The sequence below is a fragment of the Xanthomonas sp. WHRI 7064 genome (genome assembly GCF_040202355.2).
Classification (GTDB): domain Bacteria; phylum Pseudomonadota; class Gammaproteobacteria; order Xanthomonadales; family Xanthomonadaceae; genus Xanthomonas; species Xanthomonas arboricola.
On sequence record NZ_CP167821.1, the window covers coordinates 3,116,860 to 3,139,981 of the forward strand.

22 protein-coding genes and 1 other RNA gene are annotated in these 23,122 nt (G+C 68.4%); 11 read left to right on the forward strand and 12 right to left on the reverse strand.

Annotated elements, in window-relative coordinates; all coding sequences use genetic code 11:
- The first annotated feature begins 159 nt into the window (after positions 1 to 159).
- Together ABQY74_RS13395 and ABQY74_RS13400 are read left to right on the forward strand one after the other, a co-directional pair.
- A complete protein-coding gene (locus tag ABQY74_RS13395) occupies positions 160 to 993 on the forward strand; it encodes a DUF72 domain-containing protein (RefSeq protein ID WP_166769726.1) in 834 nt (277 codons plus the stop codon).
- A 37-nt stretch (positions 994 to 1,030) separates the two neighbouring features.
- Entirely contained in the window at positions 1,031 to 1,978 is a 948-nt protein-coding gene (locus ABQY74_RS13400; protein ID WP_349791798.1) for a DMT family transporter, read from the forward strand.
- Positions 1,979 to 2,065: 87 nt separating this feature from the next.
- On the opposite strand, the gene ABQY74_RS13405 is transcribed toward ABQY74_RS13400, so the two are convergent.
- The 4 genes from ABQY74_RS13405 to ABQY74_RS13420 form a co-directional block, all read right to left on the reverse strand.
- The gene (locus ABQY74_RS13405) at positions 2,066 to 3,190 is read right to left on the reverse strand and encodes a diguanylate cyclase (RefSeq protein WP_372469884.1); all 1,125 of its coding nucleotides are present in this window, start codon (positions 3,188 to 3,190) and stop codon (positions 2,066 to 2,068) included.
- A 74-nt stretch (positions 3,191 to 3,264) separates the two neighbouring features.
- Positions 3,265 to 3,987 carry a pseudouridine synthase gene (locus tag ABQY74_RS13410; protein ID WP_016903964.1) on the reverse strand — a complete coding sequence of 241 codons (723 nt, stop codon included), beginning with the start codon at positions 3,985 to 3,987 and terminating at the stop codon, positions 3,265 to 3,267.
- 48 nt (positions 3,988 to 4,035) lie between these two features.
- Positions 4,036 to 6,441, reverse strand: coding sequence for an EAL domain-containing protein (locus tag ABQY74_RS13415; RefSeq protein ID WP_349791802.1), 2,406 nt, complete (start codon positions 6,439 to 6,441; stop codon positions 4,036 to 4,038).
- Positions 6,442 to 6,713: 272 nt separating this feature from the next.
- Positions 6,714 to 8,648 carry a DEAD/DEAH box helicase gene (locus tag ABQY74_RS13420; RefSeq protein WP_349791804.1) on the reverse strand — a complete coding sequence of 645 codons (1,935 nt, stop codon included), beginning with the start codon at positions 8,646 to 8,648 and terminating at the stop codon, positions 6,714 to 6,716.
- A gap of 172 nt (positions 8,649 to 8,820) precedes the next feature.
- On the opposite strand from ABQY74_RS13420, the gene ABQY74_RS13425 reads away from it, so the two are divergent.
- The 4 genes from ABQY74_RS13425 (at position 8,821) to ABQY74_RS13440 (ending at position 10,716) form a co-directional block, all read left to right on the forward strand.
- Positions 8,821 to 9,321 carry a sigma-70 family RNA polymerase sigma factor gene (locus ABQY74_RS13425; protein ID WP_349791806.1) on the forward strand — a complete coding sequence of 167 codons (501 nt, stop codon included), beginning with the start codon at positions 8,821 to 8,823 and terminating at the stop codon, positions 9,319 to 9,321.
- A 27-nt stretch (positions 9,322 to 9,348) separates the two neighbouring features.
- The gene (locus ABQY74_RS13430; protein ID WP_349791808.1) at positions 9,349 to 9,996 is read left to right on the forward strand and encodes a hypothetical protein; all 648 of its coding nucleotides are present in this window, start codon (positions 9,349 to 9,351) and stop codon (positions 9,994 to 9,996) included.
- Positions 9,997 to 10,156: 160 nt separating this feature from the next.
- Positions 10,157 to 10,399 (forward strand): RNA-binding S4 domain-containing protein, encoded by a 243-nt coding sequence (locus ABQY74_RS13435; RefSeq protein WP_042598248.1) that lies wholly within the window; start codon positions 10,157 to 10,159, stop codon positions 10,397 to 10,399.
- Entirely contained in the window at positions 10,396 to 10,716 is a 321-nt protein-coding gene (locus ABQY74_RS13440) for a hypothetical protein (RefSeq protein WP_349791810.1), read from the forward strand. The genes ABQY74_RS13435 and ABQY74_RS13440 overlap by 4 nt, the downstream gene beginning before the upstream one ends.
- A 211-nt stretch (positions 10,717 to 10,927) precedes the next feature.
- Here ABQY74_RS13440 and ubiM read toward each other — a convergent pair whose 3' ends face one another.
- From ubiM to ABQY74_RS13470, 6 genes are all read right to left on the reverse strand, one after another.
- Positions 10,928 to 12,106 (reverse strand): 5-demethoxyubiquinol-8 5-hydroxylase UbiM, encoded by a 1,179-nt coding sequence (gene ubiM, locus ABQY74_RS13445; protein WP_349791812.1) that lies wholly within the window; start codon positions 12,104 to 12,106, stop codon positions 10,928 to 10,930.
- A 31-nt stretch (positions 12,107 to 12,137) separates the two neighbouring features.
- Positions 12,138 to 12,213, reverse strand: a non-coding RNA gene (locus ABQY74_RS13450) — sX9 sRNA.
- Positions 12,214 to 12,411: 198 nt separating this feature from the next.
- On the reverse strand, positions 12,412 to 12,813 hold the full coding sequence (locus ABQY74_RS13455) for an MAPEG family protein (protein ID WP_039522329.1): 402 nt from the start codon (positions 12,811 to 12,813) through the stop codon (positions 12,412 to 12,414).
- A gap of 25 nt (positions 12,814 to 12,838) precedes the next feature.
- Positions 12,839 to 13,348: a DUF4019 domain-containing protein gene (locus ABQY74_RS13460; protein WP_047126840.1), complete on the reverse strand. Its 510-nt coding sequence runs from the start codon at positions 13,346 to 13,348 to the stop codon at positions 12,839 to 12,841.
- Positions 13,349 to 13,498: 150 nt separating this feature from the next.
- On the reverse strand, positions 13,499 to 13,747 hold the full coding sequence (locus ABQY74_RS13465; RefSeq protein WP_039526321.1) for a hypothetical protein: 249 nt from the start codon (positions 13,745 to 13,747) through the stop codon (positions 13,499 to 13,501).
- 64 nt (positions 13,748 to 13,811) lie between these two features.
- Positions 13,812 to 14,996 (reverse strand): hypothetical protein, encoded by a 1,185-nt coding sequence (locus tag ABQY74_RS13470; protein ID WP_372469888.1) that lies wholly within the window; start codon positions 14,994 to 14,996, stop codon positions 13,812 to 13,814.
- A 148-nt stretch (positions 14,997 to 15,144) separates the two neighbouring features.
- Here ABQY74_RS13470 and ABQY74_RS13475 point away from each other — a divergent pair, with 148 nt between their 5' ends.
- The 4 genes from ABQY74_RS13475 to ABQY74_RS13490 are packed head-to-tail and all read left to right on the forward strand — an operon-like array spanning position 15,145 to position 19,845.
- Entirely contained in the window at positions 15,145 to 16,608 is a 1,464-nt protein-coding gene (locus ABQY74_RS13475; RefSeq protein ID WP_349791814.1) for an AlkA N-terminal domain-containing protein, read from the forward strand.
- A complete protein-coding gene (locus tag ABQY74_RS13480; protein WP_349791816.1) occupies positions 16,605 to 17,147 on the forward strand; it encodes a methylated-DNA--[protein]-cysteine S-methyltransferase in 543 nt (180 codons plus the stop codon). The genes ABQY74_RS13475 and ABQY74_RS13480 overlap by 4 nt, the downstream gene beginning before the upstream one ends.
- 36 nt (positions 17,148 to 17,183) lie before the next feature.
- Positions 17,184 to 18,464, forward strand: coding sequence for an ectonucleotide pyrophosphatase/phosphodiesterase (locus ABQY74_RS13485; RefSeq protein ID WP_349791818.1), 1,281 nt, complete (start codon positions 17,184 to 17,186; stop codon positions 18,462 to 18,464).
- Between the two features lie 43 nt (positions 18,465 to 18,507).
- Positions 18,508 to 19,845, forward strand: coding sequence for a chloride channel protein (locus tag ABQY74_RS13490; protein ID WP_349791820.1), 1,338 nt, complete (start codon positions 18,508 to 18,510; stop codon positions 19,843 to 19,845).
- A gap of 256 nt (positions 19,846 to 20,101) precedes the next feature.
- Here ABQY74_RS13490 and ABQY74_RS13495 read toward each other — a convergent pair whose 3' ends face one another.
- Complete coding sequence (locus tag ABQY74_RS13495) at positions 20,102 to 20,284, reverse strand: 30S ribosomal protein THX (protein WP_016904806.1); 183 nt, start codon at positions 20,282 to 20,284, stop codon at positions 20,102 to 20,104.
- 135 nt (positions 20,285 to 20,419) lie between these two features.
- A complete protein-coding gene (locus ABQY74_RS13500) occupies positions 20,420 to 20,836 on the reverse strand; it encodes a MerC domain-containing protein (RefSeq protein WP_039522354.1) in 417 nt (138 codons plus the stop codon).
- A 163-nt stretch (positions 20,837 to 20,999) separates the two neighbouring features.
- On the opposite strand from ABQY74_RS13500, the gene ABQY74_RS13505 reads away from it, so the two are divergent.
- Entirely contained in the window at positions 21,000 to 23,066 is a 2,067-nt protein-coding gene (locus tag ABQY74_RS13505) for a TonB-dependent receptor (protein ID WP_016904808.1), read from the forward strand.
- The last annotated feature ends 56 nt before the right edge of the window (positions 23,067 to 23,122 follow it).

Here is a 23,122-nt window from a genome sequence, read left to right on the forward strand (position 1 = left end):
GCCCCGCGCCAACGGCCGCGCCTGCCTGGCAGTGCGCGCAAGCGTTTGGGGCAGCGCTGCTTCGCCGCGGAGCCGGCGGGGCTATCATCTGGGCGGCTTGCCACATCTGTGCGTCTGCGAACATGCCAGGCGCGCGCTCACGCCAACGTGGAATCTGTCATGACCGATCTGTTCGCCGCCACCCCGCCCGCGCTCGATGGCATCCACGTCGGTATCGGCGGCTGGGTGTATGCGCCATGGCGGGCGGGGATGTTCTATCCGCAAGGGCTGGTGCAGCGCCGCGAGCTGGAATACGCAAGCCGCCACGTCACCGCCATCGAGATCAACGGCACGTATTACGGGACGCAGAAACCGGCCACCTACGCGAAGTGGCGCGACCAGGTGCCGCCCGGGTTCGTCTTCTCGGCCAAGGCACCGCGCCGCATCACCCAGTCGCGCAAACTGGCCGGCACCCAGGCGCAGGTGGACGACTTCATCGGCGGTATCGTCGAGCTCGGCGATACGCTGGGGCCGCTGGTGTGGCAGTTCGAACAAGGGCATCGGCTGCAGGCCGACGACCTGGACGCCTTCCTGTCGTTGCTGCCCAAACGTGCCGGCAAGCGCGTGCTGCGCCATGTGCTGGAAATCCGTGACCACGACGCGGTGGATGCCGCGCTGCTGGCATTGGTGCGCCGGCATGGGGTGGCCACGGTGTTCACCGATTCGGACGAGCACCCGTCCTTTGCCGATCTGTCCACCGACTTTGTCTATGCGCGGCTGATGCGCAGCCAGGCGCGCCTGCATGCCGGCTACCCGGCGCCGGCACTGGCGCGCTGGGCCGAGCGCATCCAGGCCTGGCGGCGCGGCGACGATGTGGCGGACCTGCCGCATATCGACGCATCGACGCACCCCGCAGCCACCCCGCGCGAGGTATTCGTGTTTTTCATCAGTGCCGCCAAGGAGCGCAATCCGGCCGCGGCGATGGCGTTGCTGCAGGCGTTGGGCTCGCGCTAGCAGGGGCGTTGCGTCGCGTCTTCGGCGACAATGGCGCATGCCCACGACCGACCTGCGCAAGGCGCAACTGCAAATCCATTTCTGCGTCCTGCTCTGGGGCATCACCGCGATCCTGGGCAAGCTGATCACGCTGCCCGCGTTGCCACTGGTGTGGTGGCGCATGTTGATCGTGGTGGTGGCGCTGGCGCTGTTGCCGCGGGTGTGGCGCGGACTGCGCGGGCTGTCCGGCCACGTGGTGCTGGGCTACTGCGGCATCGGCGCCTTGGTGGCCCTGCACTGGCTGACCTTCTACGGCGCGATCAAGCTGGCCAATGCCTCGGTGGCGGCGACCTGCATTGCACTGGCGCCGGTGTTCACCGCCGTGATCGAGCCATGGGTGACGCAGCGCCCCTTCCGCCCGCGCGAATTGCTGTTCGGCCTGGCGGTGTTGCCTGGGGTGGCGCTGGTGGTCGGCGGGGTGCCGGATGGCATGCGCGCCGGCGTGGTGGTCGGCGCGATTTCGGCGGTATTCGTCGGCCTGTTCGGCTCGCTCAACAAGCGCATGGTCGCGCATGCCGACCCGCTCACCGTCACCGCACTGGAGCTCGGCGCCGGCACGCTGACCCTGACCGTGCTGGCGCCGGCAATGCCGTTGTTGCTGCCGTCGCTGCATGGCGACCTGATGATCATCCCCAGCCTGCACGATGGCGTCCTGCTGCTGGTGCTGTCGCTGGCCTGCACGCTGCTGCCGTTTGCGCTGGCACTGGTGGCGCTGCGCCATCTCAGCGCCTACTCGGTGCAGCTGGTGACCAACCTGGAACCGGTTTACGCCATCGTGCTGGCGATCGCCCTGCTCGGCGAGCAACGCGAGCTGACCGTGCAGTTCTATCTCGGCGTGGCGATCATTCTCGGCGCGGTGTTCCTGCATCCGGTGCTGGAACGCCGGCGCAAGATCGTGCATCCGGAACTGCTCGGCACTGCCGAGGCGAAGAACATCGTCGACTGAGTGCACGGCGCAACCAACAAACGCCACCGTCGCAGCGGCCCAGGCGCGACCGGCCTTGTCGATGACGCACCCGCGTGCGCACGCCCCCTACCCCAACGCCACCACCTGGTCGCGCCCGCCCCGCTTGGCCGCATACAGGGCCTGGTCGGCGCGCTTGATCACCGCGTCCACGCTTTCTTGCGGATGCAGCGTGGCCACGCCGATACTCACCGTCACCGGCAGCGCGATCGTCATCACCGCCACGCTCTGGCGCAGGTATTCGCACTGCACGCGCGCCTGCAGCAGATCCACGTTGGGCAGCAGCAGCACGAACTCTTCGCCACCATAACGCGCAATGGTGCAGGCACCGGCCACATGCGCGCGCAGCAACGCCGACAGTTCGCGCAGCACCACATCGCCCTGGTCGTGCCCATGCACGTCGTTGACGGTCTTGAAGTGGTCCACGTCCAGCAACGCCACCGACAACGGCTGGCCTGCCGCACGCGTCTGTTCCATGGCCGCGGCCAAGGCCACCGCAAACGCGCGTCGATTGGGCAAGCCGGTCAGCGGATCGGTGCGGGTCTGCTCGACCAGATCGGCATTCAGCGCATCCATTTGCGCGTAATAGCCGGCCAGCTGCTGCTCGTACCATTCGCGCTCGTGCAGTTGCTGGCGCAGGCGCTTGCCGGCCAGGCGCAGTTCCAGCAGATGCGCGGCCTGCCGCGACAATGCCTGCAGGGCGGCACGCTGCTCTTCGCGCAGATGCGCCGGGGTCTGGTCGAAGACGCAGAGCGAGCCCAGCGCCATGCCCTCGCTGGTCACCAACGGCGCGCCAGCATAGAAGCGCACCGCAGAGCTGCCGGTCACCATCGGATTGTCGTGGAAGCGCGGGTCGAGCAAGGTGTCGTCGACCATCATCACTTCGTCCGGGCGCAGGATCGCATGCGCGCAGAACGAGATGTCGCGCGATGCTTCGCTGCGCGGCGCGCCATGCGCGGACTTGAACCATTGCCGCTGTTCGTCCACCAGCACCACGGCCGCCATCTGCGTCTCGCATAGCGTGGACGCAATCATGGTGAGGTCGTCGAAGGCACGCTCGGGCGGCGAGTCCAGCACCTCGTACTGACGCAGCGCTGCAAGCCGCTCGGCTTCGTTGTCCGGCAATGTCGGTTTGATCACTCTGCCCGCTCCCCAGCTGGCTGTCGGCGGCGGAAGTATGACCGAGCCGGTCATGCGCGGCCATCGGGTTGCGCCCGCGCAGCCGATGCACCGCGCTGTCGCGGTTCAGTCCAACGCGCGAAAAAAGCTCACCAGTCGGTGCGTTGCGGCAGCAGTCCGCGCAACTCCGCATCGCTGAGATTGCGCCACTGCCCGGGCTTGAGCGCGGCCAGCTTGATGTTGTCGATGCGCACCCGGCGCAGCTGGGTCACGCGGTAGCCGAATTCGGCGGACATCAGGCGGATCTGCCGGTTCAAGCCCTGCTCCAGCACGATGCGGAAGCCGAACTTGGCGATGCGCGCGGTGCGGCACGGCAACGTGGTCTCGTTGTGGATGCGCACGCCGCGCGCCATGCCGCGCAGGAATTCGTCGGTGACCGGCTTGTTGACCGCCACCAGATATTCCTTCTGGTGGCGATTTTCCGCGCGCAGGATCTCGTTGACGATGTTGCCGTTGCTGGTCATCAGGATCAGCCCTTCTGACTCCTTGTCGAGCCGGCCGACCGGGAAGATGCGCTGCTCGTGGCCGACGAATTCGACGATGTTGCCCTTGACCGAACTTTCGGTGGTGCAGGTGATGCCCACCGGCTTGTTGAGCGCGATATAGACATGCTTGCGGCCACCGGGCTTGCTGGCGGCGCGCGTGCGCAGCGGTTGGCCGTCCACCAGCACGGTGTCGTCCTCACCCACCACCGCACCGGTGCCGGCAGCCACGCCATTGACGGTGACCCGGCGTTCGCCGATCAGGCGATCGGCCTCGCGGCGGGAGCAGAAGCCGGTTTCGGCGATGTATTTGTTGAGTCGGGTCGTCATCGGCCGATTATCGGCGATTTGGAGCGGCGCGCGTGCACCAATCTGCGATCAGGACAGCGCCAGCAGCGGCTGCCCGGCATGCAGCAGCTCGTCCAGCGGGCATGGACGATGCAGGCTGAAACCCTGCACCTGACCGACACCGGCCTCGCGCAGGCCGGGAATGTCCGCCTCCGACTCCACGCCCTCGGCCACCACTTCGATCCCCAGCGCCAGGCCCACCTGCGCGATCGAGTGCACTGCCGCGCGGTCCACCGCGTCGTGCGCGTAGTTGCGCACGAAGCCGCAATCGATCTTGAGGACATCCACGGTGAACTGCTTGAGATAGCCAAACGAGGCCAGGCCGTTGCCGAAATCGTCCAGCGCCACATGGCAGCCGCGCGCACGCACGCTCTGCACGAAGCGCTGCGCATGCTCCAGATCGCCGATGACGGCGGTCTCGGTGATCTCCATGCACAGCTTGGGCACCAGGCTCGGGTAGCGCTCGAACAAGGACCACACGAAATCGAGAAAATCCGGCTGCGCGATCGACTGCGCAGACAGGTTGACGTGGCACAGATCCAGCGTGGCCACATGCATCGGATTGGCCGCCAGCTGCGCGCACAGCGTTTCCAGCACATGCACGTCGACCATGCGCCCCAGGCCGTAGCGCTCCACCGCAGGCAGGAATTCGCCCGGACTCAGCACCCGCCCGTCGCGCGCGCGCATGCGCACCAGCACCTCGTACTGCAGGCGTTCCGGATCGCTCAACACCTGGATCTTCTGCGCATACAGCAGCAGCCGGTCCTCGGCGATCGCCTGCTGCACTGCGCTGATCCAGCCGCCGTCGTGGCGCCGCCGCGCCAGCGCCAGATCGTTTTCGCCGAAGCAGCGAATGCGGTTGCGGCCCTCTTCCTTGGCCGCATGGCAGGCCAGATCGGCGGCGGTCATCAAGGCATTGACGTCGCTGGCGCCCTGGCGGATTTCCACCACGCCGAAGCTGCAGCTCGGCGTCAGCGGCCGTCCGCCCTGATGGCTCCACGGCTGACCCAGCACCGCATGCATGCGCTCCAGCAAGGACTGCGCCTGCGCCAGATCGGTATTGGCCAGCAGGATCGCGAACTCGTCGCCACCCAGCCGCCCCAGCCAGTCGCCGGGGCGCAACTGCATGGTGATCACGTCGGCGAAGTGGCACAGGAACTTGTCGCCCACCGCATGCCCGAAGGTGTCGTTGACCAGCTTGAAGTGATCCAGGTCGACAAAGCACAGCGCGTGGCAGAGCTGCGGCGATTGCGGCGGCTCGATCAGGCGCAGCAGCCGGCGTTCGATCTCGCGGCGGTTGATCAGGCCGGTCAAGGCATCGTGGCGCGCATGGAAGGCGACTTCGTCGGCCAGCTCGTGCGCATGCGAGACGTCTTCGATCACTGCTAGCACCAGGGTCGGCTCCTCCGGGCCGGGCTCCACCAGCGACGCGCTCCAGCGCCCCCACATCACCCCGCCGTCGGCGCGCAGCAAGCGCCGCTCGCCCGACTGCAGCAGTGTCGGCCAGTCGATCAGGCCGCGGCTGTCCAGCGCGATATGGTCCGGATGCAGCACCTCGGCCAGCGTGCAGGCCTGCAGTTCCTCCGGCCGGTAGCGCAGGATGTTGGCCATCGCGGCATTGGCATCGAGCACGCGGCCGCGCAGGTCGAACTTGACCATGCCCAGCGCCGCCTGCTGAAACGCGGTGCGGAAGCGGCCTTCGTGCGAGAGCAGATAATTGCGGATGCGGCGCATCGCCAGCACGCAGGTGATCAGCACCAGCAACAGGGTCGCCAGGCTGCAGACCACCATCACATCGTGCAGCAGCCGCGCGCAGCGGACTAGCAGCGCCTGGAACTGCGCGGTATCGCCGCGCATGCGGCCGTCGAGCAGGTGCAGCTCGTCACGCAGGGCCTGCAGCGCGCGCGGATCCGGCCGGCTGGCGGCCTGCACGGAGGCGGCCCGGTCGGCCAGGGCGCTCAGCTGCAGCAGGTCGGCGTCGGTGTGTTTCCACATCGCGATGGCGTCGCCCAGATACGGAAAGACATGGCCGTAGCGATACAGCCGCACCATTTGCGGCATGTCCTCACGGGCATTGCGGCCGGCGGCCAGCCCGGCATGGACCGCAGCCCAGTCGATCACCGGCTGCTCGACCGCCTCGCGTGCCGCGCGGTCGCCGAGCGGCACTTCCAGTGCGCGGCAGGCGGCCTGCAGGTCGGCCGGATCGCCGCTGCCCAGATAGCGCTCCAGCCAGTACACCGACTCCTGCTGGGCATTGGACCAGTGGCTCTGGCCGACGATCCAGGCCATTGCCCCGGACTGGATCTCGATCACCAGCGCCGAGAGCACCGCCATGCTGACGGCCATGCCGATCAACAAGGCCAAGGGAAGCGTCAGCCAGCCGCGCATCAGGTGCATGGTCCGCCCACCGCTCTTGCCGCCCGCCATCTGCGCCATTGTCATCCTCGCCCCCACTGCCGCTGCCCAATGCGATTCAGGCGCCCAGTGGGCGCCTGAAGGCAGTAGCGGCCGCAACGGCGCAGTCTGTATGGCTGCGCCCGCCCGGCCACGGTCGGCGCGGAACTTAGCATGGCTAACAGGGTGCCGCCGGTAATCTCCGCGGTATCGGCGCAGGACGCCCGCACACCAATATGCATCAACCAACATAGCGACTGAGGCGACCAGCCGGGCGGGCCGGGCAGCCGCAGCCGCCGCGTTGTCAGCGGTGCTTACTCGCCGCGGGGCTTGGGCGGGCCCTTGCGATGCGGCGCGCCGGCGCGGTCCATCGGACGGTTCGGGCCATTCGGGCGACCGGACGGCTTGCCGCCGCGCGGGAAGCGCGGCTTGGACGGCGACGCGGCCGCCTCGCCTTCTTCCAGCTTGCGCATGTTGAGCTGCTGGCCGGACACCCAGACCTTCTTCAGGTGCGTCAGCAGTTCGCGCGGCATGTCGGCCGGCAGGTCCAGGATCGAATAGTCGTCCTGGATGTCGATACGGCCGATGTAGCGGCTTTCCAGGCCGGCTTCGTTGGCGATCGCGCCGACGATGTTGGCCGGCTTCACGCCGTGGGTGTGGCCCACTTCGATGCGGTAGCTCTCCATGCCGAACTCCGGCTCGCCACGCGGCGCAACCGGATCGCGACGCGGACGTTCGGCGCCCGCGCCATCACTGGCGAATGCCGGACGTTCCGTACGCGGCGGGCGTGTCGCGCGCTCGCCATCGGCACGCGGGCCGCGCTCGAACTTCGGCTCGAAGCGCGGACGCTCGCCGCGATCACTGCGGTCGCCGCGATCGTTGCGCTCGCGCGGTGCAAATTCCTCGCGCGCGCCACGCACCGGCGGGGTCAGCAGGAACGGTGCATCGCCTTGCAGCAATTTGGCCATCGCCGCGGCGATATCGATCGCCGGCACGTTGTTCTCGCTCTCGTAGCGCTGCAGCAGATCGCGGTACATATCGATCTGGCCACCGGCCAGGGTCTCGGTGATGCGGGTCATAAAACGTGCCACGCGGGTGTCGTTGACCGCATCCACGCTCGGCAGCTGCATTTCTTCGATCGGCTGGCGGGTGGCGCGCTCGATCGCGCGCAGCATGCCCTTCTCGCGCGGGGTGACGAACAGGATCGCGTCGCCGTTGCGGCCGGCACGGCCGGTGCGGCCGATGCGGTGCACGTAGCTCTCGGTGTCGTACGGGATGTCGTAGTTCAGCACATGGCTGACGCGCTCCACGTCCAGGCCGCGCGCGGCCACGTCGGTGGCGACCAGGATGTCGAGCTTGCCGTCCTTGAGCTGGGCAATGGTCTTCTCGCGGGCGGCCTGCTGCATGTCGCCGTTGATGGCCGCCGCGGCCATGCCGCGTGCCTGCAGCTTCTGCGCCAGCTCTTCGGTGGCAGCCTTGGTGCGGGCGAAGATGATCATGCCGTCGAACGGCTCGACCTCCAGGATGCGGGTCAGCGCGTCCAGCTTGTGCAGGCCGCTCACCCACCAGTAGCGCTGGCGGATATTGGCCGAGGTGGTGGTCTTGGCCGCGATGGTGACTTCGGCCGGGTCCTTCAGATAGGTCTGCGCGATGCGGCGGATCGCCGGCGGCATGGTCGCCGAGAACAGCGCCACCTGGCGCTTCTCCGGCAACTTCTTCAGCACCGCTTCGACGTCGTCGATAAAGCCCATGCGCAGCATTTCGTCGGCTTCGTCCAGCACCAGCGTCTTGAGCTGGGACAGGTCCAGCGTGCCGCGGTCCAGGTGATCGATCACGCGGCCAGGGGTGCCGACCACCACATGCACGCCGCGCTTGAGCGCGCTCAGCTGCTGCGCGTAGGGCTGGCCGCCGTAGACCGGCAGCACGCGGAAGCCGGGAATGGCTTCGGCATATTTCTGGAACGCCTCGGCAACCTGGATGGCCAGCTCGCGGGTTGGGGCCAGCACCAGCGCCTGCGGCTTGAGCTGGTTGAGGTCGGCATTGGACAGCACCGGCAGCGCGAACGCGGCGGTCTTGCCGGTGCCGGTCTGCGCCTGGCCGAGCACGTCGCGGCCGGCCAGCAGCGCGGGGATGGTGGCAGCCTGGATCGGCGACGGCGACTCGTAGCCGACGGCGGCAACCGCCTTCATCACAGCGTCTGAGAGGCCGAGGTCTGCAAACAGCAGCGGCGCGGGAGATTCTTGGGTCATTGGGTAACTCCGGAGGCGCCGCACGGAGCCGGCAGGCGCAAAGCAGCATAGTGTGCGCCCTCAGGCCCCCTGCTGTCGAAATTTCCGTGACAGTCCGTTCAGCTTGTGAGGATTCGCCCGCTGCGGCGAATCATCTCCTCGACCCTCGTCATCCACCCACCCGGCCGGAGCCATGTCCCTGGAAACAGACCTGCACACCCGCTTCAACGCCTTGCTGCAGCAGCACCGCGGCATCGTCCTGAAGGTCGCGGCCAGCTATTGCTGGAACCCGGACGACCGCGCCGAGCTGGCGCAAGACATCACTGTGCAGTTATGGCGCGCATTCCCCGGCTACGACGCCGGCCGGCGCTTTTCCACCTGGATGTATCGCATTGCCTTGAACGTGGCGATCAGCGATCTGCGCGGCCGCAGCCGCGCGCCGCAGGACCCGCTCCCGCTGGAGGCGGTGGCCGACAGCATCGCCGACCCGCTGGCGCGCGACCCGGCACACGCGCAACTGGTCGCCGCACTCCACGGCTTCATCGCCCAGCTGCCGCCGCTGGAACGCGCCTTGATGCTGCTGTACCTGGACGCGCACAGCTACCGCGAGATCGGCGAGGTGCTCGGCATCAGCGAAACCAATGTCGCCACGAAACTCAGCCGCCTCAAGGCGCGCATCCGCGCCGAACTCTGACCACCCACTTCGCCCAAGGAACATTCGATGGAACTCGACGACATGCAACGCGCCTGGCACGCGATGGAACACCGCCTGGATCAGCACAGCACGCAGATCGGCCACATCGTGAGCCAGGTGCGTGGCCACGCGGCGCGCACCAGCCTGCGCCCGCTGTGGCTGAGCCAAGCCGTGCAATTGCTGTGCGCCGTGGCGCTGCACATCGTGATCGCGCGCAGCTGGCTTGGCCACACCGATCAGGCTGCAGCCATCATCGGCGGCGTGCTGCTGCAGCTGTGGAGCATTGCACTGGCGATCTCCGCACTACGGCAGCTGCAGCTGCTGGCGCAACTGGACTTTGCCGGACCGCTGCTGCCGACGCAGCGCGCGCTCGCGCAGCTGCGGCGCTGGCGCACGCGGGTGGCCCCGTGGCTGGGCGTGGCGTTCTGGGTGCTGTGGGTGGCCGTGGCCGACGCCGGCTGGCGCGGGCTGACCGGCCTGACCCTGCCGCACGACTGGCTGCTGCTCAATCTGTTGGTGGGCGTGCTCGGCGGCATCGGCACCTGGCTCGGCTATCGACGGCTGCAGCGCAAACGCCATCCCTGGCTGGAGCGCATCGACAACGCGCATGCCGGGCCCGGCGTCGTGCGCGCCGAAAGCATGCTGGACGAGATTGCACGCTTTCGACGCGAATAAGCTTGCCCACGCCGCACCGCGACGTCGGCGTCGCGGATGCCGCTGGTACGCCTGCGTCGCGCTGCCATCACGACTGCACCTGCCGGCGCTGCGTTCGGCACGGTGGTGTTGTCGGCTGCGACGGGCGGATAATCGCCGTCTTCCTGTCACCGAGCGCACCATGCAATTTCTGGAATTCGACCTGGACGGCGAGTACATCGAACTCAACCAGTTGCTCAAGCTGGCGGGTATTGCCGACAGCGGCGGCCAGGGCAAGGCGATCGTCGCCAGCGGCGCGGTCAGCGTCGATGGCGTGCAGGAACTGCGCAAGACCGCCAAGATCCGCCCCGGCCAGCTCGTGCAACTGGACGATGTGGAAATCCGCGTGCTGGCGTTGGACCCCGATGCGGAGCCGGCAGAATGAGCGTGGTGCAGGTCAGCTGGCGCAACAACGCGCCCTCGGCTGAAGACCCGGACCACGATGTCTATATTTTCTCGATCGACGTCGATTCACCCACGCCGTTCTGGTTCGAGCAGTCGATCCGCGGCGGCCACGCCGAGCGCGGTGGGTGCAGCATGCTGGCCTTGCACGAGCTGGAAGGCTGGCGCGGCGATTGGCGCGCAGACGTGACCAAGGCCGGCTGCGCCTGGGTGATTCCACTGCTGGAACAGGCCTTGCGCAGTGGCGATGCGCGCAGCGCGATCGATGCGATTCTTGCGCGGGTCAACACGCCGGCCTGATGGCTGCTGCCCGACTGCGGCGCGCCTGACGAAAGCCGACCTCATGCAAATCCGGCCTGATCGAGCCCATCCGATTGCCGCAAGAGCACCTGCGAGCGAGCCGCTGACCGCATTGCCCGCCCGCGCGTCGAACACGGCTGCAAGCCGCTGCGCATGAGGACCACAACGCAGCGCTGCACGCACTGCGCCTCCCTGCTCCCACTTCGATACGTCAGACGCTGCGCTGGGTCAAATGCGCCGCAATCGCCTGTTTGAACGGTGTCACCGCATGCGCCGCACGCAAGGCACCACGTCGCAGCAGGCGGGCCGGCGCACGGTCGTCGGTGTACAGCGCGGCCAATGCATTGGTCGCTTCATACAGCGGCCGCGTCGCCAGCCGGTGCGCCCGCTCGTACCCCTGCAGCAAGGCCGCATCCCCGATGTCGCGCCCAGCAGCGGCAGCGGCGCACACACGCTCCGCCAGGCGCGCCTGGCTCTGCAATCCGAAATTAAAGCCGTGCGCGGTGACCGGGTGCATGCCCACCGCCGCATCGCCGATCAGCGCGGCACGCTCGGCGCTAAAGCGTTGCGCATAGGCCGCCACCAGCGGATAGGCATGCCGGCTGCCGTCCTGCTGCATCGGCCCGAGCCGATGCTCGAACGCCTCGGTCACCGCCGCACTGAAGTCCGCCGCCTCCATCGCCAGCAAGGCCTCCACCTGTCGCGGCGGCAGGGTCAGCACCGCACCGGCGCAATTGCCCTGCAGCGGCAACAACGCCAGCGTCTTGCCGTAGCCAAACCACTCCCAGGCGGCATGCCGGTGCGGCAGCGCATGCCGCATCCGGCACACCAGCATGGTCTTGCCGAAATCACGCAGCTGCGCACCGATGCCGAGCAGGCGCCGGGTGCTGGAAAAGCGACTATCGGCCGCCACCAGCAGGCGCGCCGATACCGTTTCCCCATCGGATAACTGCAGCACCACGCGGTCGCGCTGCTGCTGCACGGCCTGCAGCGTGCAAGAGCAGCGCATCTCCAACGCAGCTTGTGCCTGCAGCGCCTGCCAGGCCGCGCGACGGATCAGATGATTGGGCACCAGCCAGCCCAGATCGCCGGCACCACGCGCGGAGGCGGCGAAGGTCAATGCGAAGTGCGAATGTCCGTCCATGACGCGGGCGTCGCGCAGCGGCGAGATCGCATCGGCGGGAAACTGCGGCCAGATGCCCAGCTGCTCCAGCAATGCACGCGAGGCATGGGTCAGCGCGATTTCGCGTCCGTCGAAGGCCGGCTCGGCCAGCTGCGCGCGCGGCTGCTGGTCGACCACCAGCACCGACAGGCCACTGCCGGCCAACGACCGCGCAAAACTCAGGCCGACCGGCCCGGCACCAATGACTGCGATATCCACCGATTGCATGCCGCGCTCCTTCACCACCAAGACCCAGAGGAGCTAACAAGACCTCGCGTGCAATGGTCAGCTGGATGCGGTCGGCGCAGAGCAACCGGCATGTCCGCGTGGCACCTGCCGCACCGGGCACGCCCGCCTGGCGGTGAGCGCAGCCGTCTTGGTAGCGGCTTTCAGTTTAACGGCAGTGGTGCTGGCTGGCCTTGATCAGGATCAAGCAGTGACCGGAACAGGCGACCTACCGCAGTCGCAGGCGCGCGATCTGTCGCTGCGTTTTCTCAGCCACTCACCACAGGCTGCGCGCACGCAGCCTGGCGTCACCAGCCCAGCAACGCCCGCACCAGCTTGACGATGCCCCAGAACGACACCACCCAGATTGCGCTGCGCAAATAAGGAATGCCTGCCGCATACGCCGGTACGTAAGCCACGCGCGCCCACAGGTACAGCTGCACGCCCAGTGCGGTGTCTGCATTGGTACGGCCGGCAACGCTCACCGCCAGTACCGCAGCAGCGAAGATCGGGAACGTCTCCTGATAATTGCGGAAGGCGCGATCCAGCCGCGCCGCAACGCCGGTCAAGGGCTTGGCGTCGCCATCGCGGGCGCTGGCATTCCACTTGGTCCCGCGCTGGGCGGTCATGCTGGCCGAGGCGGCCAGCAGTTGCACCAGGCCGAGCACCATGGCCCAGCCCAGCATCTGCAGTTCGATGGTCAATTCCACGCGGGTCTCCCGATGAGCTGCAAGATCACTTGATCGACGCGCGCAGGCTGTAGCCGGCGAGCCGCCAGGTCTTGTCCTCGTCCAGGCGGAACGACACCAGCTCGCGCACCGGCTGCTGGGCCTTGGCAAACCGGGTCGGGAAGCTGACGTTGACGTACAGGCCTTCGGGCACCTGCGCGCCGGCAGCGTATTTGACCCGTGTCACCGAGCCCTGCCCGCGTCCGACCACCGCCCCCAGGCGCGCACGTTCGGCGCCGATCTGGCTCACGAAGACATCGCGCTTGACCGCGGTCTTGGCGACGCTGGAGGCGCCATCCCACAGCGAGGCCACCTGGTTGGCATCGACCATCTGCGCCACCCGCAGTGCCGCCTGGGTCATCTCGGTGTTCTGTTTGGTCAGCTGCGCCTGCTGCGCCGGGCTGGCCGTGGGCGCCGCCTGGGGAGCGGCGGCCGGACGTGCAGCGGTCTGCGGCTGTTGTGCCAGGACCAGCGAGGGGGCCAACAGCAGCGCGGCAAGCAGGCGAGGACGGAACATGGGGCAGATGACCTTGTGCGTATCAAACGGATGGGAACCGCCGCAGGGTTCGCGACGGGTGCGGCAGTTTAAGACCTGCGCTGCATGGTGAGGTGAGTGTGCAAGCGACGCGCGAACCGGGTGCGGGGAACGCACGCCTTGACTCAAAAATCAGATGTCGCCGCCGGGCGGAACCGCTGCGACACCGCGCGGCCGCCATAGTCGCCAGCTGACCCACAGTGCACGCGCGATGGCCGCGATCAGGGCCGCCAGGCTCAGCCACACCGCCAGCGTCGCCGGCCACTGCACCTGGCTGGCCGCAGCGATCACCTGCAGCAGTTCGGCCACGCCAAATCCGGCCAGCACCAGCAGCGCCGATGGCAGGTATGCCAGTGCAACGCCTTTCGTCTTTCCAAGCATGTCGCCCCCCGGCTCCGTGGTATGCCGCGACCATAGGCAGCCGGCAGTGCGGTGGGTGTGAAGCTCAGCCCTCGCCCTTGACGGGGTCCGGCGTGGGCTCGGCAGCCGACTCTGCGGCCGGTGTCGCGGTTGGCGCTGCAGTGGACATTCCCGGCTCTACGTCGGCCGCCGGCGCAGCCTGCGCTGCGGCGGTGGCCGGCAGCGCGGCGGCGTCGGTTTCGGCCAGCGGGCTTTCTTCCGGGCAGGCCGCATCCGGGAAGCCGAAGCGCTGCTTCAAGGCCAGGCCGCAGGCGTTGACCGCCTCCAGATCGGCGCCCTCGCCCTTGCACTTCTGGTCGAAGGCAACCAGAAACGCGTCCTTGCGGCGCACGAAGGCGTCGCCGCACTTGCGCATCTGGCGGATGCGCTCCAGGTCGTCCTGCACCGCGTTGGTGCCATCCAGCCCGTACTCGCGCAACTCGTCCATCGTCAGCAGGCGCAGGCTGCGGTTGGGCACGGTCATCATCAGGTCGGCCACCGCCACCGCCACGCCGTTGCGCTCCAGATAATCCTTGACGTTGCCGTAGACCTCGCGCAATTCGCGATTGAGTTCCGCGCGCGAGGTGGCCTTGGAACTGATCCGCATCATGCGGTGGATACCGACCTTGCCCGCCACCAGCCGGTTGTCGCCGGCGGCCAGCACGAACACGCAGGCGCTGTGGCAGATCGAGCCTTCGCGCACCCAGATGGTCCAGTTGGATTCGCCGATGACATCGCCGGCGCGAATCGCCGCCTCCACCTGCCCGCCGCTGGAATCCAGGTCCAGGATGCGATGCGGCAGCCGCAGTTGCTCGGCTACCGCGGCCAGCCGCCACACCAACGCAGCGAAGCCGGCGTTGATCTTGCCGGCATAGCGCACCCGCAGCAGGCCAGTGTCGCGACACGGCGCCAGTGCCGCCTCCACGCTGGCGCGGTCCAGCGCCGGCAGCAGCGTGCCGTCGCCGGCTTCGCTGCTGTAATCGGTGGCGCAACTGATCCAGGCCTTGCCTGCGTCCAGCTCCGCCTGCGGCCAGCCGGCTTCGCCGGCCTGTGCACGCGGCCGCGGCGGCGGCGCCACCGGCTCGGGCGTATCCACCGACACCATATGGTCGCCATCGCCCTGCCCCGCGCCGCTCTGCTGCGTCGCGGCGGCATCGGCCGAGGTGCTGGTGCGGTCGCAGGCCGCCAGCGCCAGCACGCATGAAAGGGACAGGCAGAGCAGTTTCAGCATGATGTCAGGCAACGGACCGCGACGAAGATCACCCTCAGTCTATGGCTGAATGGGCGAAGCGTTTGACCCTGCCATGAACGCGGCGGCCCGCTGCAACCCTGTCCGAAAACGGCCAGCCGGGGCCGGGGCGAGCGCATAGACTGGCGCCATGCAGACCGCCACGCCCGACCGACTCCAATGCGACCGCGCCCGGCTGGCGCGCGATGCACGCTTCGACGGCTTGTTCTTCACCGCGGTGCGCAGCACCGGCATCTACTGCCGGCCGGTCTGTCCGGCGCCGCCGCCCAAGCCGGGCAACATCAGCTATTACCCCAGCGCGGCGGCAGCCAGTGCCGCCGGCTACCGGCCCTGCCTGCGCTGCCGCCCCGAGCTGTCGCCGCAGGCGCAGCAGCATCTGGGCGAAGAGAGCGTGCAACGTGCACTGGCGATGATTGCCGACGGTGCCCTGCAGGAGCAGCCGGTGCAGACCCTGGCCGACGCGGTGGGCCTGAGCGCACGCCAGCTGCAGCGGCAGTTCGTGCAGCAGCTCGGTGCCACCCCGATCCAGGTGCATGGCACGCGCCGGCTGCTGCTGGCCAAGCAACTGCTGACCGAGACCGCATTGCCGGTCACCGAGGTCGCGCTGGCGGCCGGCTTCAACAGCCTGCGTCGCTTCAATGCTGCGTTCCTGGAAGGCTGCGGGATGCCGCCGTCGGCGCTGCGCAAGCAGCGTGCCGAGGTGCCCGGTGGCGAGTTGACCCTGCGCCTGGGCTATCGCCCGCCGCTGGATCTGCCGGCGATGCTGGCATTCCTGCAACGCCGCGCGATTCCCGGCATCGAGCAGGTCGACGCCAGCGGCTACCGGCGCGTGATCGGCACACCGGGCAACGCAACCCTGATCGAGGTCAGCGCGGCGCCGCAGCGTGCGGAGTTGTTGCTGCGCATCGGCGCGACCGACCCGCGGCAGATTCCGCAGATCGTGCGCCGGGTGCGCCGCCTGTTCGATCTGGATGCGGACCTGCAGGCGGTGCACGCCACGCTGGCGACCGAGCCGCTGCTGGCCGAGGCGATCGCGCGCCGCCCCGGCCTGCGCGTGCCGGGCGGCTGGGACGGCTTTGAAGTGGCCGTGCGCGCCGTGCTGGGCCAGCAGATCAGCGTGGCCGGCGCGGCGACGCTGGCGGCGCGGCTGGTCGACCGGCATGGTGGCCATCATATGGAGATGCCGCCCGGCCTGGACCGCATCTTTCCGACCCCGGCACAGCTGGCCGAGGCGCCGCTGGAACAACTCGGCCTGCCGCGGGCGCGCGCCGCCACGCTGCGTGCGCTAGCCTCGGCCTGCGCGCAAGGGCAGCTGCATTTCGGCGCCGGCCAGCGCCTGTCCGAGTTCGTCGCCGCCTGCACCGCGTTGCCCGGCATCGGGCCGTGGACCGCGCATTACGTCGCCATGCGTGCGCTGTCGCATCCGGACGCGTTTCCGGCCGGCGACCTGATCCTGCAGCAGGTGCTCGGCACGCCCGAGCGCCTGAGCGAGCGTGCCACCGAAGCGCGCTCGCAGGCCTGGCGGCCGTGGCGCGCCTACGCCGTATTGCACCTGTGGCATCTCGCTGTCGATCGCAAGGACACCCGCCCATGAGCACGTTGTATTACGACACCTTTCCCTCGCCGATCGGCGCGCTCAGCGTGGCCGCCGATGCTGCCGGCGTGCACCACATCCTGTTCGCGCAGAACCGCTACGACGCGGTCGGCCGCGCGCGTTGGCAGCACGCCCCCGATGCGCCGCTGGTGCGCGAGGCGCGCGAGCAATTGCTCGACTATCTGTATGGCGGGCGGCGCAGCTTCGATTTGCCATTGGCCCCGACCGGCACGCCGTTCCAGCTGCAGGTCTGGCATACGCTGGCGCAGATTCCGTTCGGGCAGACCTGGAGCTATGCGCAGCTCGCGCATGCGGTGGGACGCCCCGCCGCCAGCCGCGCGGTCGGCGCTGCCAATGGGCGCAATCCATTGCCGATCGTGCTGCCCTGCCACCGCGTGATCGGCGCCAATGGTGCGCTGACCGGCTTCGGCGGCGGCCTGCCGACCAAACAGGCCTTGTTGCAGCTGGAAGGCTGGTCGCCGCGCCAGGGCGCAGCGGCCGACGATCTATTCGCCGCATCCGCCACCGGCACGCGCTGACTTCGCGACGTCATTGCCAGGCCGTAAACTGGCGCGATGATCGATCGACGTTTTGTGTTTGCCGCGCTCGCACTGCTCGCGGCCTGCAGTTCTCACGCTCCTTTGCGCAGTATGCCAGCGCCCGCGCCGGCAGGCGCACCGCACAGCGATTCAGCGCACAGCGTGCTGCTGATCTCCATCGACGGGCTGCGCGCGGACATGCTCGATCGCGGCATCACCCCGACGCTGTCGCAGCTGGCACACGACGGCGTCCGTGCGCGCTGGATGACGCCGTCGTACCCGTCGCTGACCTTTCCCAATCACTACACGCTGGTCACCGGCCTGCGCCCGGACCACCACGGCATCGTGCACAACAGCATGCGCGATGCGACGCTGGGAGGCTTCTGGCTGAGCAAGCAGGATGCGGTCGGCGATGCGCGCTGGTGGGGCGGCGAGCCGCTGTGGGTGGGCGCGGAAACGCACGGCCTGCATGCCGCAACCTGGTCGTGGCCGGGCAGCGAGGCGGCGATCGGCGGCGTGCGCCCCACCCGTTGGCGCCATTACGAAGAAGGCACCAGCCTGGACGCGCGCGTGGACGAAGTGCGGGGCTGGCTGGCCGCCTCCGGGGCCGACCGCAACCGCCTGGTCACGCTGTATTTCGAACACGTGGACGAAGCCGGCCACGACCACGGCCCGGAGTCGCGCGAATATGTCGACAACGTGCGTGCGGTGGATGGCGCGATCGGCCGGCTGCTGGCCGGCATGCAGCGCGACGGCACGCGCGAGCGCACCAATATCGTCGTGGTCTCCGACCACGGCATGGCCGAGGTGGCGCCCGGGCATGCGATCAGCGTGGAAGACATGGCGCGCCCGGACATCGCCACTGCCGTGACCGACGGGCAGGTGATCGGCTTTGCGCCATTGCCGGGACAGCAGGCCCGCGCCGAAGCCGGCCTGCTCGGTGCGCATGCGCAGTACGACTGCTGGCGCAAGACGGAGCTGCCGGAACGCTGGCACTACGGCACGCATCCGCGCATTCCGCCGATCGTGTGTCAGATGCACGAAGGCTGGGATGCACTGTTCCCGGACAAGCTGGCCAAGCGCCCGCGCGATCAGATGCGCGGCTCGCACGGTTTCGATCCGGCGCTGCCGTCGATGCGCGCGGTGTTCCTGGCGCAGGGCCCGGATCTGGCGCAGGGCAAGCGCTTGCCGGGCTTCGACAACGTCGATGTGTATGCGCTGATGACCCGGCTGCTGGGCATTCCCGCCGCGCCCAATGATGGAAATCCCACCACGCTGCTGCCGGCCCTGCGCGTGCCGCCGGCCGCCGGCCGCTGAGTGACGCGTCGCGGCCGCGCTGTGCGGATGCGACAATGGCGCCATGTCTGCTCCTGATCCCTCGCCGCGCCGGCTTCGGCTGCGGCCGTTGTTGTCCAGCCAAGGCTGGCGTCGCCGCGCTGCACTGTGGGGTGGCGCAATTGCAGTAGCACTGGTGGCGATCGTGTTCGCCAAGGCCAGCGACGCCGCCTTCCAGTTGTTCCAGCGCATCACCGCGCATTCGATCTGGTGGGCACTGCTGCTGACGCCGGGCATCTTCGCCCTGCTGGCCTGGCTCACCTCCGGCGCGATGCGGCCGACGCGTGGCAGCGGCATCCCGCAGGTCATCGCGGCGCTGGAACATGACGACGCGGCATTCCGCCAGACCAATCTGTCGCTGCGCGTGTCGATCGGCAAGCTTGCCCTGACCACCCTGTCGCTGCTCGGTGGCGCCTCGGTCGGACGCGAAGGCCCCACCGTGCATGTCGGCGCCAGCCTGATGCATGTGTTCGGGCGCTGGTTCGGGTTTCGCGATCCGCGCGAGCTCTCGCATTTCCTGCTTGCCGGCGGCGCGGCCGGTATCGCCGCGGCGTTCAACACGCCGCTGGCCGGGGTGGTGTTTGCGATCGAGGAATTGAGCGGGCGCTTCGAGCACCGCTTCTCCGGCACCTTGCTGACCGCGGTGATCGTCGGTGGCGTGGTGTCGCTGGGCCTGTTGGGCAACTACACCTACTTCGGCAAGGTGGCGGTGGCCCTGCCGCTGGGCCAGGCCTGGCTGGCGATCGCGCTATGCGGCAGCGTGGCCGGCCTGCTCGGCGGCATCTTCGCGCGCCTGGTGCTGGCCAGCGTCGGCGGCAAACCGCGCTGGCTGGCAACGCTGCGCCAGCGCCATCCGGTGCTGCTGGCCGCGCTGTGCGGGGTGGCGCTGGTCGGCCTGGCACTGGTGTTCGGGCAAGGCGCGTTCGGCACCGGCTACGAGCAGGCGCGCAGCCTGGTGCAGGGCCATGCGGTGGTCGGCCACGAATTCGGGCTGATGAAGCTGCTGGCCAACCTGGTCTCCTACCTGGCCGGCATTCCGGGCGGGCTGTTCTCGCCGGCGCTGGCGGTGGGCGCCGGCATCGGCCACAACCTGTCGGTGCTGATGCCGGGCGTGGACCCGCGCACCTTCGTGCTGCTGGGCATGTGCGCGTATCTGACCGGCGTGACCCAGGCGCCGTTGACCTCGGCGGTGATCTCGCTGGAACTGACCGACACCAGCCAGATGCTGCTGCCGATCCTGGCCACCGTGCTGATCGCGCGCGCGATGTCCGGGCTGGTGTGCAAGACGCCGATCTATCGCGGCCTGGCCGAACAGTTGCTGGCGCCGTCCCGCACCTCGCCGGCTACGGCAACGACGCACTGAACACCGCACGCGGGAGAGCGGCGCAGGGCCGACCGACCGCAGTGTGCAGATGCCGGCCATGACCGCCGCGCACTGCGGCCGGCGCTGTCGTGCCATGCGCGAACCGACGCCAGCGGCGCGCACGTCGCCGCTTCGACGCAGGCCGGTAGCGGAATGGCTGCTCGGGCGAGCGCTGCAGCGCGCGTCTGCGCCGATGCCGGACATAAAAAAACGCGGCGCAAGCGCCGCGTTCTGGTGTCGCGAAGCGGGCTAAGGATCAGCCGGCCTTGGCAACGGTCTTCTTGGCAACAGCCTTCTTGGCCGGAGCCTTGACCACGCCCTTCTTGGCAACCGGGGCAGCTGCACCCACGACAACCTTGCTCACCGCGTGCGAACGCGAATTGCCGTAGCTGGAATTGTAGCGCTTGCCCTTGGCGGTCTTGCGGTCACCCTTACCCATGTTCGTCGACTCCTGAATGTGAATACTGAATACAAAATCCCCGCGCTGAACACGGGTCTGGCGAGGTTTACGCCGGCGGCGCCCTCGCGCAAGGCCGGCAAGCCTACCACGTAGGCCCTGCCCGCGCAGCCCGGGCTAGTGCGCGCAGCTGGCGTCGTGGACGTGGGCATGCCCGTGGTTCAGACGCAGATTGACCAGGTGGGCGATGCCGACCAGCGCGCCACCAAGCGTCATCACCACCGCATGCGGCACCACCGCGTGGTGCAAGGGGTCGTAGAGCAGGCCGGCCCACAGCAGCAACAAGCCCGGCAGCAACAGTGCCAGTGCGTGCAGCGCCCTGTGGCGGCGATAGCCCAGCACCAGGCTGAACAGCCCCAGCAGCGTCACAAACACCACGATGGCCAGTTCGACCCCATCGCCCAGCCAGAACGACAGGCCCAACGACGGGGCCAGGGCCAGCACCAGCGGCAGCACCGCGCAATGCACGGCGCATAGCAGCGAACCGGTCGCACCGAAGCGGTCGAGCACATGGCGAAGGGACGGTAGAGGCATGACTTCCAGCAGGGGCTCGCGGCGACGTGGAATAATATAACATCTTCCTTGTTCCAGACCCGCACCGCTGCATCGCGCAGGTGAGCGGGTCCTGCCGTCGGCACAGCAGCCAAGCTGCGCCTTATCATTGATATACAGTAACAATCACAGAGTCCGGCCCGCCATGCACCCTCGCCTCGCTTCCTCGTTCCGCCGCTCCACGCTCTCGCTGGCGCTGACCAGCCTGCTGACGCCCGCCCTGGCCCTGGCCGAGGACGCACCGGCAGCTGCCGACCCGCAGACCCCGCCAAGCTCGGACACGCGCCACGACGCCACCGCTTCCAGTGGCCGCCATATCAAGGACCTGGACAAGGTCGTGGTCACCGCCAGCCCGCTGCGCGATGCGGCCGGCGAGTTGAGCCGCCCGGTCGAGGTGCTGGCCGGCGAGCGTCTGGACGAGGTGCGCAGCTCCAGCCTGGGCGAGACCGTGGCCAGCCTGCCCGGCGTGCAGAGTTCCAACTTCGGCCCCGGCGTCGGCCGGCCGATCATCCGTGGCCTGGACGGCCCGCGCGTGGCGGTGCTGCGCGATGGCCTGTCGACCCAGGACGTGTCCACGGTCAGCCAGGACCACTCGCCGGCGATCGAGCCGTTCCTGGCCAACCAGATCGAGGTGCTCAAGGGCCCGTCCACGCTGCTGTACGGCTCCGGCGCGATCGGCGGTGTGGTCAACGTGGTCGACGGGCGCATTGCCGAAACCCCGGTGGACGGTTTCAGCGGCCGCGCCGAAGTGCGCTTCGACGGCGGCGACAAGGACGGCAACACCGACATGTTCCGCGTCGATGCCGGCAATGGCAGCGGCCTGTCGATCCACGCCGACGGCGTGTACCGCAACCAGAACGATTACGACACCCCGCAGGGGCGCCAGCTCAACAGCTGGATCGACTCCAAGGTCGGCTCGGTTGGCGCCTCGCTGTCCGGCGACTGGGGTTTCGTCGGCCTGTCGGCCTCGCGCTTCCGTGACAACTACGGCAACCCCGGCGAGCCGGGCGACCCGACGATCGGCGAGCGCGGGGTGTCCTTGAAGCTGCAGCAGGACCGCTACGACCTCAAGGGCGGGCTGACCGATCCCTGGGGCGAAGGCAGCGCACTGCGCTACAGCTTCGGCCACACCGATTACGCGCACACCGAGTTCGAAGGCGCCGAAGTCGGCACCGTGTTCACCAAGCGTGCCAACGAAGGCCGTGTGGAAGCGTCCTTCACCTTCGGCGGCGGCTGGCAGACCGCATTCGGCCTGCAGGGCAGCGACACCACCTTTCAGGCGATTGGCGAGGAATCCTTCGTGCCCAAGACCGACACCCGCTCGCTCGGCGTGTTCGGCGTTGCCCGCAACAGCTGGGAGCGCGTCACCGCCGAAGTCGGCGCGCGCGTGGACAAGGTCAAGTACCGCACCGACATCGGCGTGGACCGCGACTTCACCCCAACCAGCTTCTCGGCCAGCGGCGGCTTCCGTTTCAACGAACAGTGGCGCCTGACCGCCAACCTCGACCACGCCGAACGCGCACCGGCCGAGGAAGAGCTGTTCGCCAACGGCCCGCATATCGCCACCCTCGCCTACGAGATCGGCGATGCGGATCTGAAGACCGAAAAGGCCAATCAGGCCGAGCTGGGCCTGAACTTCCAGAACACATGGGTGGATGCCAAGATCGCCGCGTACTACAACCGCTACAACGACTTCGTCTACATCGTCGATACCGGCGGCCAGTGGTTCAACGAAGAAGACAACGACTTCCTGCCGATCCGCCAGTGGACGCAGAACGATGCGGTCTTCCACGGCTTCGAGGGCGAGGCCACCTTCCATCTGGCCGACAACGACACCGGCGCGTGGGATCTGCGCGTGTTCGGCGACACCGTGCGTGCGCGCCTGAAGGATGGCGGCAACCTGCCGCGCATCGCACCGGGCCGCGTCGGCGCGCAGATGCGCTGGAACGCCGATGCATGGCGCGCCTCGCTCGGCGCCACCCGCACCATGAAGCAGGACAAGGTGGCGGTGAACGAAACCCCGACCGATGGCTATACCTTCGTCGATGCGCATCTGGCTTACCACGTGGACCGTGGCAGCAACGCGTGGGAAGTGTTCCTGGACGGCAACAACCTGACCAACCAGGACGCACGTGTGCACACCTCCTTCCTCAAGGACGATGTGATGCTTCCCGGCCGCAGCGCCTCGTTCGGCGTGCGCCTGTTCTTCTGACGGTACCTCTCTCCCGCCGTCATAAGCGAGGCCGCCTCCGGGCGGCCTCGTCATGT